Source organism: Alcaligenes sp. SMD-FA (assembly GCF_025960365.1).
Classification (GTDB): Bacteria; Pseudomonadota; Gammaproteobacteria; order Burkholderiales; family Burkholderiaceae_B; genus Alcaligenes; species Alcaligenes aquatilis.
On record NZ_CP110108.1, the window covers coordinates 3825992 to 3841507 of the forward strand.

Annotated in this window: 12 protein-coding genes; 1 reads left to right on the plus strand and 11 read right to left on the minus strand. The window is 55.3% G+C overall.

What is annotated here, in order from left to right:
* Positions 1–301: 301 nt before the first annotated feature.
* The 3 genes from fabG to OKX01_RS17685 form a co-directional block, all read right to left on the minus strand.
* A complete protein-coding gene (gene fabG, locus OKX01_RS17675) occupies positions 302–1042 on the minus strand; it encodes a 3-oxoacyl-ACP reductase FabG (protein WP_094198040.1) in 741 nt (246 codons plus the stop codon).
* A gap of 199 nt (positions 1043–1241) precedes the next feature.
* Positions 1242–1868 (minus strand): isochorismate family cysteine hydrolase YcaC, encoded by a 627-nt coding sequence (gene ycaC / locus OKX01_RS17680; RefSeq protein ID WP_121739868.1) that lies wholly within the window; start codon positions 1866–1868, stop codon positions 1242–1244.
* A 153-nt stretch (positions 1869–2021) separates the two neighbouring features.
* A complete protein-coding gene (locus OKX01_RS17685; protein WP_264672189.1) occupies positions 2022–2903 on the minus strand; it encodes a pirin family protein in 882 nt (293 codons plus the stop codon).
* Between the two features lie 108 nt (positions 2904–3011).
* On the opposite strand from OKX01_RS17685, the gene OKX01_RS17690 reads away from it, so the two are divergent.
* Positions 3012–3917, plus strand: coding sequence for a LysR family transcriptional regulator (locus tag OKX01_RS17690; protein WP_094198043.1), 906 nt, complete (start codon positions 3012–3014; stop codon positions 3915–3917).
* Between the two features lie 142 nt (positions 3918–4059).
* Here the strand turns inward: OKX01_RS17690 and OKX01_RS17695 are convergent, their stop codons facing one another.
* From OKX01_RS17695 to OKX01_RS17730, 8 genes are all read right to left on the minus strand, one after another.
* On the minus strand, positions 4060–4257 hold the full coding sequence (locus tag OKX01_RS17695) for a CsbD family protein (RefSeq protein WP_094198044.1): 198 nt from the start codon (positions 4255–4257) through the stop codon (positions 4060–4062).
* 53 nt (positions 4258–4310) lie between these two features.
* Entirely contained in the window at positions 4311–4655 is a 345-nt protein-coding gene (locus OKX01_RS17700; RefSeq protein ID WP_094198045.1) for a BON domain-containing protein, read from the minus strand.
* A gap of 602 nt (positions 4656–5257) precedes the next feature.
* Entirely contained in the window at positions 5258–7075 is a 1818-nt protein-coding gene (locus OKX01_RS17705) for an NAD(P)/FAD-dependent oxidoreductase (RefSeq protein WP_264672190.1), read from the minus strand.
* A 191-nt stretch (positions 7076–7266) separates the two neighbouring features.
* Positions 7267–9186 (minus strand): sigma-54-dependent Fis family transcriptional regulator, encoded by a 1920-nt coding sequence (locus OKX01_RS17710; protein WP_264672191.1) that lies wholly within the window; start codon positions 9184–9186, stop codon positions 7267–7269.
* A 134-nt stretch (positions 9187–9320) separates the two neighbouring features.
* Complete coding sequence (locus tag OKX01_RS17715; RefSeq protein WP_264672192.1) at positions 9321–10580, minus strand: type II toxin-antitoxin system HipA family toxin; 1260 nt, start codon at positions 10578–10580, stop codon at positions 9321–9323.
* Between the two features lie 404 nt (positions 10581–10984).
* Positions 10985–11335, minus strand: a complete 351-nt coding sequence (locus OKX01_RS17720) for a DUF6616 family protein (RefSeq protein WP_094198048.1) — start codon at positions 11333–11335, stop codon at positions 10985–10987.
* A gap of 199 nt (positions 11336–11534) precedes the next feature.
* Entirely contained in the window at positions 11535–12776 is a 1242-nt protein-coding gene (locus tag OKX01_RS17725; RefSeq protein WP_264672193.1) for a YncE family protein, read from the minus strand.
* Positions 12777–12808: 32 nt separating this feature from the next.
* Entirely contained in the window at positions 12809–15343 is a 2535-nt protein-coding gene (locus tag OKX01_RS17730) for a TonB-dependent siderophore receptor (RefSeq protein ID WP_264672194.1), read from the minus strand.
* Positions 15344–15516: the final 173 nt, after the last annotated feature.

The window sequence follows — 15516 nt, forward strand, 5'->3', positions numbered from 1 at the left end:
AAGCCGGACATAGAATCGCCCCACGCCTGGCCTGATCAGAATGCCGTCATACGAGGACTCCGTTCGGTGCCCTTTTTGGTAAGGCCTGTCGGCGCGGCGTGCTCTTTTCGTCCTATCTGGCCGTCGACCTCTGAAATCATGGCCTCTCCCCTGCCCGCCTCCTCTCCTTTAACTCTCCACCTATATACCAGCACATTAAAAACGGGCCTGAGCAAAACGCTCAGACCCGTTTTTTCTTGCTGCCAGTATCCATCACTACTAAATAGAAACCACCAGCGATTCAGTCTTTATCTACACGGCATTAAACCGTCAAACCACCCGATACTTCCAGCGTGGTGCCATTGATGAAACTGGCTTCATCCGAGGCCAAAAATGCATACACATTGGCGATTTCCTCGGGTTTGCCCATGCGACGCAGCCAACAATGGTCACGAAAGCCTTGCAGCACTTTTTCCGGGATGGTTTTCAGAATGTCTGTCTCGATAAAACCGGGACAGACGGCATTGACGCGTATCCCTTTGGGGCCCAATTCCCTGGCCCAGGTTTTGGTAAAGCCAATCACCCCGAACTTGCTGGCTGCGTAATTGGTTTGGCCATAATTGCCGTACAAACCCACCACGCTGGAAGCGTTCAGAATGCAACCGCTTTCCTGCTCCAGCATCACTGCCGCCACCGCCTGGGTGAAGTTAAAAACTGCTTTCAGGTTGACATCAATGACATCGTCAAACTGCTGCTCGGTCATGCGTACCAACTTGGCATCTTTGGTGATCCCGGCATTGTTCACCAACACATCAATGCGGCCAAACTTTTGCTTCACATCCGCCACCATGGCATCAATCTGCGCACGGTCTGTCACGTCCACGGTATAGCCCACAGCAGTAACGCCATTGCCACTTAAAGACTGCGCTGCTTGACTGACGGCATCCGCATTACGATCGCATAACACCACAACCGCTCCTTCCTGGGCAAACTTCCTGGCTGTTGCCAAACCAATACCTGCTGCCGATCCGGTAACAACCGCCACTTTATCTTTCAATCGCATTCCAGCTACCTTTTAAAAATCGCTCCACGCTGTCATGCAAACACAGGTTTTTACAGCACCCAAACAGACCATTGCCTGCAAACTCGTTCACACCAGCACACTGTTTTGTACTCCGATCACTTCCAGATCGCCAGTCAAAGTGAGCAAATTTTGTCCCAAAGGCAATGGCCCCAAAATGAACCACACTGCACGCCGACGCTTACTGGCCGGACGTAAACTTGGTGTGGCTGTTGATCAGGTTGCGGTAGTCGGGGATATGGTTGGAGAACAAGGCGCCCAGACCTTCCACGTCGTTACGCCAGTCGCGGTGCAGTTCGCACGCCACGCCGAACCAGGTCATCAACTGAGCACCGGCGGCAGACATGCGATCCCAGGCGGAATGGCGCGTCAGCTCGTTAAAGGTGCCCGACGCATCGGTGACCACAAACACATCAAAGCCTTCCTCCAGAGCCGATAAGGCCGGGAACGCCACGCACACCTCGGTGACCACACCGGCAATAATCAGTTGCTTCTTGCCAGTAGCCTTGATCGCTTTCACGAAATCTGCGTTATCCCAAGCATTGATCTGCCCAGGCCGGGCAATATACGGCGCATCAGGAAAGGCTTCTTTCAGCTCGGGGACCAACGGACCGTTCGGGCCTTCTTCAAAGCTGGTGGTCAAGATGGTGGGCAAGTTGAAGTACTTGGCCAGATCAGCCAGCGCCAGCACATTGTTCTTGAACTTGTCGGGATCAATATCACGCACCAGAGACAGCAGCCCGGTTTGGTGGTCTACCAGTAGGACAGCGGCTTGATCTTTATCCAGTCGTTTGTAAGGCGTCGTCATCTCAGTTTTCCTTAACGATGATTGAAAGGGATGGATGCAAAAACTGCACCCGGTACTGCCACAGCGCTTGAGGTAATCGCGCTGCAAATCAAATCGGTGAAACCGGCCAGCATGGGCGGTGAAGGCGGACCAGGCCGCCCTCACCCACTTGCCTTACGAGGCCGCCGTAGTGGGTGCCATCGCACCGAAGCGACCGCTATTGAAGTCATCCATCGCCTGCAAGATTTCCTGCTTGCTATTCATGACAAAAGGGCCATGCCCCACAATGGGCTCATCAATGGGCTGACCACTGATCATCAAGACGACGGCGTCGTTGTTGGCTTCGATGCTGAACTGGCTACCTGCCCGATCCAGCACCACCAGTTGCCCTTCACGTGCCACGCTTTGGCCATTGACCAGCACCGTTCCATGCAGAACCACCAGCGCAGCCGTCCAGCCCTCTGGGCTTTCCAGCTCGGCAATGTCACCCTGATTCAGACGCATATCCCATACATTCATGGGAGTGAAGGTCTTGGCAGGGCCTGTGGCACCGTCCTTTTCTCCGGCAATCACGCGCACCATGCCAGCGGCATCAGGCAGTGCGACCACAGGAATTTGCTGGTCGGTAATGGCCTGATAGCCAGCAGGAGCACTCTTGTCTTTGGCAGGCAGGTTGACCCACAGCTGCACCATTTCCAAAGTGCCACCCGAACGAGCAAAAGCGTCGGAGTGATACTCCTCGTGCAAAATGCCCGAGCCAGCCGTCATCCACTGCACATCACCGGGGCCGATCGTGCCGCCCTGGCCCGTGGAGTCGTGGTGCGACACCTCGCCCTTGTAGACGATGGTGACGGTTTCAAAACCCCGGTGCGGATGCTGACCAACGCCGCGTTTGTGATTGCTAGGGGCAAACTCGGCAGGGCCGGCATAGTCCAGCAGCAGGAAAGGGCTCAACTGTTTTGCGTGTGTGTGGTACGAAAACAGGGAGCGAACGGGGAAGCCGTCGCCCACCCAGTGAGGACGGGGAGCGCTATAGATACCAAGAATTTTCTTCATGTCCATCTCCTTGTTTCAACATAAGAGACAGCATAAACTCGGGACAACGAAGCCAGTAGCCCCCTAAATCGGCCATCTATGTTCCATTTATGGAACGATAAAACTGCCATGCAAGATTTAAACGACTTGTACTTCTACGTTCAGATTGTGGATCACGGGGGCTTTGCCCCGGCCGGTCGCGCACTAGGTTTGCCCAAATCCACCCTTAGCCGCAGGTTGGCGGCTTTGGAAGAGCGCTTGGGGGTACGGCTGATTCAGCGCTCCACCCGCCGCTTTACCGTGACCGAGATCGGCCAGACCTACTACGAACACTGCAAGGCCATGCTGGTGGAGGCTGAGGCGGCACAGGCAGCCATCGAACTGACACGTGCCGAACCACGTGGTGTGGTGCGCATCAGTTGCCCGATCACCTTGCTGAACGCTCATGTCAGTAATATGTTGGCCGACTTCATGGTCAGCTACCCGCATGTCACCGTCCAATTAGATGCGACCAACCGGCGTGTCGACCTGATCGGGGAAGCGCTGGATATTGCCATTCGCGTCCGCCCCCCTCCATTGCAAGACAGCGATCTGGTAATGCGTGCGCTGTCCGACCGTAGCCAATGTTTGGTCGCCAGTCCGGAGCTGATCGCCCGACACGGCTTGCCCGGTTCGCCGGCCGATCTAGCGGACTATCCCAGCCTGGCCTTGGGTCTGCCGCAGCAAAACCATACCTGGACCTTGTTCGGCCCCGACGGGGCACAGGCTGTGCTGCATCACAGCCCTCGCCTGATCACCACCGACATGACAGCCCTGCGCTGTGCCGCCTTGAAAGGCGTCGGTGTAGTTCAACTGCCAACCCTGGTAGTTTGTGATCAATTGGCCGACGGCTCTTTGGTGAAACTGATTTCGGAATGGGCTCCCCGACGCGAGATCATTCATGCGGTGTTCTCATCCCGTCGCGGGCAAATGCCTGCCGTGCGGGCGCTGCTGGATTACCTGGTCGAGCGCTATCAGCAGATGGATGAGGACTGACTGGACTGCACGAACCAGTTGGAAACAAGAGGGGTAAGCATTCCTGAATGCCCCCACCATGACACCGCCCAGTCCTGCCGCACACACAAAAACGCCCTGCTTATGCAGGGCGTTTTGTATGCCTGGCAATCAAGCCTGAGGATCAGACGCCGCCATTGAAGTCGCGGACTTGCTTTTCAGCTTCTTCACGTGCAATGCCATAGCGTTCCTGAATTTTCCCAACCAGATATTCGGTATTGCCTTCAGCAACATCAATATCGTCATTGGTCAACTTGCCCCATTTTGCCTGAATCTTACCGGACAACTGTTTCCATTTACCTTTAATCGTATCTTCATTCATAGTCGCTCTCCTATTTCAAAAGGAATTCACAATAAGGATTGATGGCGAAATAATTATTCCGGCTTGACTTTCAATCCCGACGAATCGACTTTCACAACACCTTTTACACTCTCCGTTGCAGCAACGGCTTTTTTGTGCTCAATTTCGCTGGGCACGGTACCGGTCAATGTTGCAACACCATTATTGGTCTCAACAGAGATATCCGTGCTTTTCAAATCCTTGGTGCTGGCCAGGTCAGCCTTGATTTTGGTGGTGATCCAGGTATCGCTGACGGCTTCGCCCGCAGTTGCGGAATGGTCCTGATTAACGGCAGGCTCATTAGCCATTGCGCCGCCTTGCAGGCCAAGACTCAGGGCCGAGGCCATTAAAAAACTGGATAGGATGGCGGATTTTTTCATAGATTTTCTCCAATATCAGAAAGAGTATTTTTAGAATTAAAAATTCCCTTAACCCTGCTATTAAAAGGAGTCCAATGCAATCAAAAAAATTTCCTTGTTTGCAATGGATGGTTCTACCGTAACATTTCCAACCCACCCGTAAACTACGAAATGCTACAAGCATTTTCCTTATAAAAATTTAATCTATTTTTAATTCAACCCTATTCATCCAAGCTATAGCAGCCAGTTTTTAGCCATCAGATTCAGATCATCATGCTGACTCGACTCAATCTGCCCTAACACGCTCCACGACTGCTGTTCACACGTTTTCAACCAAACCACTATGCACCCTTGAAGCAGGGAGGAGCCGGGGCAAGAACAGAGCCCTTAAGCCAGGCTTTGTTGTCTGAAGGAGGCACTCAGACCAGATACATAAGGTAAAAGATTTAGCAGAGCGGCTAACAAAACCACCGCCTTGGCGACCGTGCTTGCGATGCAAACACGGCTACCCCGCCTAAGACACACAAAAGAAAAGAGCCAGATCATCATGTCGATAATCTGGCCGAAATCAGAACAGGGTGCAGACCTACACGCCCCGCCTCGAACAACAGGGCAAATATCAATCAACGCAAATGATGCACCTCCTGCATTCCATACACCTGCACCGGCAGGCCCGCCTGACGCGCTTTAAGCTGCAAGGCCAGGTACTGGGAGTAATGACGCGACTGGTGCAAGTTGCCGCCGTGGAACCACAGATTTGGCTGCTGCGTCGGTTTCCACATATTGCGCTGCTCGCCTTCCCACGGCCCGGGGTCTTTGGTGGTTTCCGAACCCAGACCCCAGCACTTGCCCACCCGGTCCGCCATTTCCTGGCCTGCCAAATCAGCCACCCAGCCATTCATGGAACCGTAGCCCGTGGCATACACCACCAGGTCCGCTGGTAATTCCGTACCGTCGCTCAACACCACGGCGTTCTCGGTCAAATGACTGATGTCAGTCCGCGACTTCAGCTTGATACTGCCATCGATAATCAGCTCGCAAGCACCCACGTCGATGTAATAGCCGGAAGCACGACGCAGATATTTCATGAATAAGCCGGAACCATCGTCGCCCCAATCCAGCATGAAGCCTGCCGCCTCCAGCTTCTGGTAGAACTGTGCATCACGCTCGCGGATCTTGTCGTACACAGGAATCTGGAAGTCCGCCATGATGCGGTACGGCAGGGAGGCAAAGAGCAAGTCTGCCTTGCGCGTGGTGACTCCCGATGCCAGTGCCCGTTCGGAATACAGATCGCCCAAACCGATCTCCATCAGGGAGTCGGATCGCACAATGTGGGTGGACGAACGCTGCACCATGGTGACGTCCGCCCCCGCCTCCCACAATGCCGCGCAAATATCGTGCGCCGAGTTATTGGCCCCGATCACCACTACTTTCTTGCCCGCATACGCTTCCGGCCCGGGGTGCTGCGAGGAATGTTGCTGCTCACCCTTGAACACATCCTGCCCCTGTATGTTGGGCACATTCGCCTTGCCGGACATACCCGTGGCAAAGACCAACTGCTGGGGCCGCAGGGTCATGGGTTTGCCGTCACGTTCGATCTCCACTTCCCAGGTCTGGTTGACTTCGTCATAGCGCACCTTCTTGCACACGGTGCTGCTCCAGTAATTCAGCTCCATCACCTTGACGTACATTTCCAGCCAATCGCCAATCTTGTCCTTGGGCGCAAAGACAGGCCAGTTGTCAGGGAAAGGCATGTAAGGCAGGTGGTCGTACCAGACGGGGTCGTGCAGGCACAAAGACTTATAGCGTTTGCGCCAGCTATCACCAGGCCGGGCATGCTGATCAATGATGAGCGCAGGCACATTCAATTGCCGCAGACGCGCACCCAGCGCAATACCACCCTGCCCGCCGCCGATCACCAACACATAGGGCTGCTCCGTGGTGCCCAGCTCCGCCTGCTCTTGCTGACGGCGCTCCTGCCAGGTCTGGCGACCCCGCCGGATGCCATGCTCGGCCCCCATGGGACGGCGCACACCCAGCGGCTCCTCGTGACCTTTCAGTTCAGACATGGTGGTCAGCAAGGTCCAGATCTTGCCATGCTTGACGCGGATATGGCCGTAGCCACGCGCCACATCGGTTTCCACACGGAACCAGCCTTCCACCAGACCCTGGCCGTCGTCACTGACCGGCTCGGCACTGTCGCGCTCAAACCGGGCTGACATGGCGCCTTGTTGCTGCTGCGTCAGCATGTCGCGGATCTGCTCGCGCCCTTCCATGGTTCGGATATTCCAGGTGAACATGACCAGATCACGCCAAAAGCAGTCTTGGGCAAACAGGGCTGCCGCATCGTCTGGTGCATTGCTGGCAAGCGCATGGGTCAACTGTTCAAGAACCGTGTCCAACTGTCGCGCAGACGGCTGCAGTTGCTGCTGTGTTTGCATGATTTGTCTCCATATCGTTTTAATGTTGCGCCGGGCTTTTGCTGCCCAGCTATGGAGTACATAGCAAACACCGTGCCAAACCGGAAACGGCTTGTTTTAAAGGAGTGTCGCTTGTTTTAAGGCGATGAAACTGTGCCAGTTGTGGCACAGGTGGTGCATCAGGTGTCGCAGCCTGTGTCTCAGGTCGAGTCTTAGTGAGTCAGACCTGCCCGTTTGATATAACGATGCAAGGTGGACCGGCTGATTCCAAGCTGCCGAGCCGCTGCGCTGACGTTGCCACTACAGGCCTGTAAGACCTGCTGCCAGGACGATTCCCCGGCCGAATGCACCGTTATCGGGCTGCCTGTAGAGGTGGCAAGGCGCCGCTCTCGCAAAGCCTCTGGCAAATCCTGCACCTCAATGCAGGAGCCTTCTGCCAAGGCCAGTGCCAGCACCAAGGCATTGTCCAGTTCGCGCAAATTACCCGGCCACTCGTAAGCTTGCAACGCTTGCCAGGCCTCGGGGGACAAACCGGGCACATCACCCTTATTACGCCGATGCAATATCTGCTGCACCAACCATTCCAGATCACTGCGCTGACGCAAGGCAGGCAAGGTCAGCACGGCCGCATTCAGGCGATACAGCAAATCCGCACGGAAGCGGCCTTGCTCTACCAGGGCACTTAAATCATGGTGGCTGGCTGAAATCACGCGCAGGTCCACGCGCTTGCTTGTGCGCGCGCCCAAGGGCATTACCTCGGACTCGGCCAGTACGCGCAGCAAACGACTTTGCAGGGCCAGCGGCATATCGCCAATCTCGTCCAGGAAGAGAGTGCCGCCATCAGCCGCCTCAATCAAACCCGTGCGACCTCGTGCAGCGCCGCCGGTATACGTGCCGGCCAGATAGCCAAACAATTCGCTTTCAATCAGGCTCTCGGGCAAAGCCGCACAATTGACGGCCACAAAATTCCCGCGACGGCCGCTAGCCGTGTGAATCGCACGCGCCAGATATTCTTTGCCCGAACCCGTCTCGCCCTGCAACAGCACCGGCATCTCCCGCGTTGCCAAACGCGCGGCTTTCAACAGCATGGATTGCATGGCCGCATCCGTGCCCGCCAAGCCGCGCAGAGCCTCTGGCAAAGCGGCATCCACGGCCGCCCCATCCATCCCCACAGACCGATTGCTCAATACACGCCGAGGCTCAATGGCATGGGCAAACAACACGCTGCCATCCCGCGCCATGATGACCCGTTCCTGCGTAGGGCGATAGCGCATCAAGGTCGGTAACTGATCCACTTCCAGATGCACAAAGCGCACCAAGCTCTGCCCCAGCAAGCCTGCAGGATTGCGCCAGTCCACCCCCGCCGCCCGCGCCAGAATCCGGGCACCCGTATGGGTCATGCCCTTGATACGGCCAGAGCCATCAATCGCAATCGCCGCTTCCGGATCAATGTCCAAAAACTCTGGCGACTGCGACAAACATAAAATCCATTCCTGCCGATGGCAGGCCATCAAATTGGCCAGTTCAATACGGCGGGTCGCCGCGTTGGCAAGGTGTAGCGCCAAACCCTGGCTGGCCTTGGCCTGTGGAGACTGCAACAAGGACAAATCCAGCACCGCCGCCAGTTTGCCGTCGTCATGATAGATAGGCGCCGCCGTGCAGGACAGGGGCGCATGCATATGATCGAAATGATCGTTTTGATGAATGGTCAGCGCCTCGCCCGTATGTAGGCAAGTGCCCACCGCACACGTCCCTGCGCGCTCTTCGGACCATTCCGAGCCCATATACAGACCAGCCTGCCGCAAGGCATCGCGCTGGCCTTCCGACCCCAGAAAATCAACCGTGACGCCCTTGTTATCGGACAGCAGCAACACGTAATTCAGCCCGGAAACCTGCTGATAAAGACGCTCCAGCCCGGAGCGCGCAATATTGATCAGGGCTTCGGACTGCTGACGGTGCTCGCGCAACTGGGAATCGGGCACGATATAGGCCTCGCAGGCCTGGGCCGGGTCCAGCCTGTGATGCTCGATGCATCGCCGCCAGCTATGGACCACAGCCTGATCGCGCCGGGACAGGCTTCCCTGCCAAACAGCCGTAATCTCCTGAACATGTGCCACATGTGAAGACTGCATATCTGCGCTCATCCCGAAAACAGGCCACCCCCGGACGGGCGCGGCCTATCTTCCAGTGTGCCGCCATGCTTAGCTACCGTACATGGAGGTTTTCCTTGAGATGCGGTGCAGCATCAAGCACCGGGACTATCTGATCAGGTCGGAATACGATAACTACGCATGCGCCGCAGTCCTTCAGACAACCGCTCCTGCATGAGCGATTCCAGACGAGATCCAAGCAGGAGGCGCACCTGATCAAACTGCCCTTCTATCCTGTCCAGCAGCCGGTCAAGCAGCTCCACCGCCTCTTCATCGCCTGACAAACCAAAGGCTTTGGCATCGTGTAACGCATTGGCTCGGCTGATCTGGCGGCTTCCATGACTCAACTCCATCGCTAGATACTGAGGGATGAAATCTGGATTAGGAACGACATCAAAAGCGGGCGTCAAACGCCATCGGCCCTGATCATGAAGATAATGGATTGCATGGTTGCGGGGATGATCATCGTCATTGCCAATAACCGCATTGAAAATCATGCGACAGAACAACTCAATGGCGTCCTCCTGAGGAGCGCCTATCATCGTCAACGTTCTGGCCAAGTTCGGATAACTCCAGGCCGATGAGCCTGAATGACCGGGACACTCCGTCTGCAGCAAGGATGCCGCACTCAATGTCATGACCCTAAGGCCATGTTGGCGATCAAACCTCAATGAGCGCATCACACTCAGTGCGGAGTCCTCACCAAAACCCGTGTACGCGGTTTGTGCAAAGTTCAAACCCACTGCCCGGCCCCACTCTTGAGTTGCATGTTCAAGACGCGGAATATCCTCGGTATCAGATGGCAGGATCGGTTTCACAAGCCAGAACTGATCACCATCACGAACAGTTGCTTTCGGTCTTGCTCCACCCATATTGGGTGTGGCCATCAGCCGGCGACGCAAATGCGGATCGACCGGAGGGCGGCGCAGTTGCATTGCTTGCAGCTCTGCGCTGAGCTTTTCAATTTCTGCGATGGGCGGGGCGGACAATTCTGCGATCGAGGGCTTAGGCGAAGAGCCGACCGCCAGTGCTCCCCAACGCTCGGCATTACCAGCCTTCAGAAGATAAGCATGGTTTGGAGAGCTATCACTTAATCCGTGTTGCCGTTGAATGAGTAAGCGGCCCCATGCGTCGGGACAAGCATCACGTAGCGCATCATGCAGGCCACCATAGCGACTCGCCTGAATTGGAACAGAGCCACTCAGCGGTAAGTTAACCGGATCAATTGACCATGGTAGACCTGCATCCTGATAGCTAGGCGCATACATAAACTGACCAAGCTTGGCTGACGAGTCGTGGATATACCGGCCAACGGTCACCCATTGACCCGTGTCAGGCCGCTGCAAATAAACGTATAAGGGCTTAGAAATACTCATCGTCATCTCTGCCCAGTCTTGCACGCCCCTTCGTATCGCCGCTACTCCAATGAGCATCGGGCATTGGCACGATGGATTCGAGCAGACCGAGTGCTGCCAGAGCAGTCAAATAGCTCCCCATCGTCACAGCCGGATCGCCTCGCTCCATTCGGCGTAATGTACTTTCCGAGACCTCGACTCTTGAACTAAAGACTTGAGCTGTAATTTTCTGAGCAACACGTTGAGTACGAATGCAGCGCCCCCAAACCAGGGCCCGTGACTCGACGGCTGGCAAGTAAAAAGGGGTAGGGGCAAGTTTTTTGGGCATGGCACAGACAACAAATATCGTTCATAGATAACCGTTTATATCACATAAACTATAATCTATGAACGCTTTTTGACGGATCCTCCTGGCTTTCTGACCCTCACACAAGCTGAGAATCCTTAGCCAGCTCCGCCAAGTGTTGAGCAAAACCCCCTTCTGCACCCGCTGCATTCACATGGTCGAAATACTCGTACCAGCCGCTGGCTTTGATACCGGCCAGCAATGCTTGGCATGCCTGTTGATTTGGAAAACGCCAAATGCCCATAAAGCGGTGGTCGCTGGCGTGATCAATATCGTGTTCAGTCGCAGCCAGAGACAATACCTCAATACCCAGGCTGGAAAGACCGCCCATTGCTTCCTGCAGACTGGCCAGAAAGTGCTGTCGCTGCTCGGCAGGCAGTGCATTCCACTTGGCATTGGGTGAATAAAGCTCGATCAGATAGTGAGACATAGGCGGGTTTCCTTTCGCTAAAGATACGCACAACGTGCTGAAAATCTCAATTTAGTTAGATATCTAATCTTATAGTTTCACACTAAATACCGCAAGCAATCCAAACACGTAGAAAAGCCCGAGCTCAGCATGACGCCGAACTCGGGCTTAGATCCACCTTGTCAATCAATCATGCAGCATGGCTGCTGGTGAAACCAGCTTAGAACTGGATACGCACCATCCGTTCTTTGGTCCCTTTTTCCTTGCTGTTACCATCGTTCTTCACCGACACGTACAAGGCTTTTTCAGCGGGGATGTATTCCAGGCTGTTAGGGTGTGGGGCCAGCTCAATGGTTTGCAGCGGCTTGTAGTTCACCGTGTCAAATACGCTGACCGAGCCCTTGCCTTCTTTCTCGCGCACACCACCTCGGTTGGCTACAAACAGACGCTGGGATGCGGCATCAAAACGCAAACCAATCGGCACTTCGCCGGTGGGCATGACCGCCAGGGTTTTGCCGTTAGAAGCGTCCAGCACAAACACTTGGTGGCCTGGGCTGCGACGCTTGTACTCACGCTCCAGGTGCAGGTTACGGGCGTCATCACGGTCAATCCCCTGGTCTACCCCGAAGAGGCGGTTGTGCTCGGGGTCATAGCTCAGGTTCAACAGTTGGTCCGCCTGTGTTTCCCACACTTGGTCAATGTTCAGCGTCTGGCTGTTCACCACCATGATCTGGCCTTGCATATTGGAGACAAACAAGCGGTTATTGGCCTCATCCAGGGTGATACCCACGACGTTATAGCCAAAGCCGGGCAGCACTTTTTCCAGTTCCATGGTCTGGGTATTCACCACGAACAGCACGCTGTCGAAACCCAGGCCCAGACCAGGCGCAAACACGCGGTGGTTTTTCTTGTCCACCACCAATTCACGCATTTTGTATGGGTAGTCCTCGGTGACGTTAAAACGCTCCAGCATCTTTAACAAACCCTCTTTGCGTGCCTGACCAAAATCCGCAGCCGCAATGGCTTCCTGGAAATTGATTTTTTCTTGTACGGCAATACGCTTGATCAGTTCCTTGCGAGCGGTATCAACCACGGCAATACCGCCATTAAAGCCCTGTGTCAGATAAAGTCGGTCGGCCGCATCGTCCAAAGCCACGCCAAAGCTTTTAACGTCCATCGGGATTTCTTGCTGGATCGCCAAGGTCATGGGATCCAGCACCAAGGTGCGCGACAAGGTTTCATCCTCCCAGTTTGGCGAGGACACGAACAAACTGGATTGCTTGGGGCTGTAGACAATTTCCAGCACCTCAGCGGCCGTGGGTTTTTGCATGATCTGTTCTTGAGTGACGGCTTGATAGGCAACGGGAGCGGGTGTCTTGGCATGAACATAGCTCGTGGATACTCCCATTGCCAAGGCAAGGTAAACCGCAGAAACAAGAGAGCGAGAAGTAAACAAGGTCATAGAATCGGCTCGAAAGAAGATAGGAAAAAGGCTTACCACTGGTAATCAATGGACAGATGCACATTGCGCGGCGCGCCGTAACGTGCCCGGAAGATCACGAAGTTGTCGTAATACCGTTTGTCAAAGAGGTTGTTGACGGTGAGCTTGGCATTCCAGTGCTGGTTTACGCGGTAATTGGCGTGCAGACCCACCAGGGCGTAGCTGCTATGGGTGTCTTCCAGCGCCTTGCCATTGCTGGCGGTATAAGGGCGGCCGGCCGTCCACAGATCCCGCTTGCCAAACCAGTTCACGGTGGCACCGGCGCTCAGGCCCTGCAACGCGCCAGAGAACTGGTACATGGTGCCCAGACGGAAGGTTTGGCTGGGAATGTAGGTGTGGATACGCTCGCCCTCGCCGTCTTTAGTGCTGGCGTAGCTATAAGAAGCAAATACGTTCCAGTTCTTGCTCAGTGCGCCGTTCAGTTCCACTTCAAAACCCTTGGTTTTGTTGCCTGCGCCCGAAGATACATAGGGGCGGCTGCCATCAGGCAAGAGGAAATCATCCGGCACCGAAGGGTCCAGCACGGCCAGATTGTTTTGACGGGTCTCGAAAGCAGCCAGGGAGAACTGCAGAGCCTCGTCCATCACGCTGCCTTTCAGACCGATTTCCCGGTTAACCCCGGTGATAGGGTCCAGAAAGTTCTCGTTGATGTCTTTGTAGCTTTGCGGTTGGAACAGGCGGGTATAGCTGGCGTAGGCAGTCAGGTTCGGGTTGATGTCATACGTCACTCCAAAGTACGGCGTAATTTCATTGCGGTTGCGCAATTCATTGGACACGCCGGTGAACTGGCCGTCTTTACCGTAGTTGTCGCGGTAGGTTTTGTAGTCCGACAAGCGCATGCCCATGATCACATTCAGCGGATCAATAATGTTCAGACGCGTGCCGGCAAAGAAGCCGTATTCGCGTGTGTGGACCCGGTTCCATTCCCCTGTACGGCTGACACTGGGCTCGGGCATATAGCCGTCCCAATCGTAAATATTGGGAATGAACCAGTTGCGGGTATCGCTGACCTGCATGGTGTACGTGGTGTCACGCTTGCGAGTGCCGTTAAAACCAAACATCAACTGGTGCTCACGGCCAAACATCTTGAAAGGACCATTGGCCGACAACTCCAGGTTGTCCTGATGGCGATAGCCATTGGCGGCCAGGTTAGCGCGGATACCCATACCGGATCCGTCCGGACGCACCACGGGGTTCACGCCCTGCCCCAGACCGGTAATCAAGGCATCGCCATCGTCACGTTGATGGCTGTAGCTAAGCTTGGCATTCCACTTGTTTTCAAACTCGTGCTCGACCGAGAAGAAGGCGTTTTGATGCTTTTTATCCCAGTAGGTCCAGTCCGGCACCAGCGACATGGAACGCGAAACGTCAATACGGTCACCCTCGCTGGTAAACAAAGGCACGCCCATATTGCCTTCACCACGCAGCTTGGCGGTTTGATAGTCGTAGCCTGCGGTCAGCAAGGTTCGATCAGTCAGGTCAAACTCCAGCATGCCGGACAGCAAGTCGTTCTTGTGATCCTGGTGATCCATGAAGGAGTCCGCCTGCTTGCGCGAACCAATAACGCGCATCCGTAAACGGCCATCCTCGGTCAGCGGGCCAGTCACATCGGCTGTCACACGCTTATCGTTCCAGGAACCATAGTGGGCGCTTAATTTGCCGCCAAACTCAGCCTGAGGGCGTTTGCGAATCAGGTTGATCAAAGCGGAAGGCTCGCCGGTAGGAGACAACAAACCTGTCGCACCGCGCACGACTTCCACGCGGTCGTATAAATCCATATCCAGAGAAATAGGATTGAATGCGCCACGTCCAGCCGCCCGGTAGCTGCTTTGCACGCCATCCACCTGCACATTGCTGATGTCAAAGCCACGAGCCTGAAACTGAAAGCCGCCACCGACTGCCGCCGTATTGGCCGTCACGCCGGTGGTGAAGTTCATCACATCATCAAAGCTACTCAGGCCAAAGTCATCCATTTGCTGACGCGTCATCACACTGACCGATTGTGGGGTGTGCTGGGTGTCCATGTTCAGACGGGTGGCGGTACTGCTGGTGCCATTGAGCGTGTACAGGCCGGTGTCTTCAGTTGCCCGGGTCAGGCTGCCCTTAACACGCACGGGTTCCAACTGAGTGGTTTCCGTAACAGGCCACAAGTTCACCGTATTGGCATCACGCGAGTAGCGAATGCCCGTGCCAGCCAGCAAGGTATCCAAGGCCTGCGCGACGCTGTAATTGCCTTTCAGGCCCGCACTTTGCTTGCCTTCGGTCACACTGCCCGCGCCAACCAGATACACCCCGCTCTCTTGCGAGAAACGCATCAGCACACGGCTCAAGGGGCCGGCTGGAATGTCATAACGCTGGATCTTGTCGGCCATCGGGCTGTTTTGCGTAGCCGCCTGGACAGGCTGGATACTCACAACAAAGGCGCTGCCGGCCATCAACACAGACAGGGCCAGGGCCAGTGGACGCAAAGAGGCGCAATGCGATCCTGCATCCTTGGACAGGGAAAGGGGATCGGGGCGACGATGCATAAGGAGACATCCTTCAAAAACACGGGTCAGTCACAATAAAAACGATGAACCTGAACGATGTTTTTGCGTTGATGTTCAGTACTGAGCGGGCACTGCGGCCCGCCTCCTGCTTCATTGGCCTCACGCCAATCAGGTCCTCTTACTGTCTAAAACCACTCAGTCTCCATAACCCG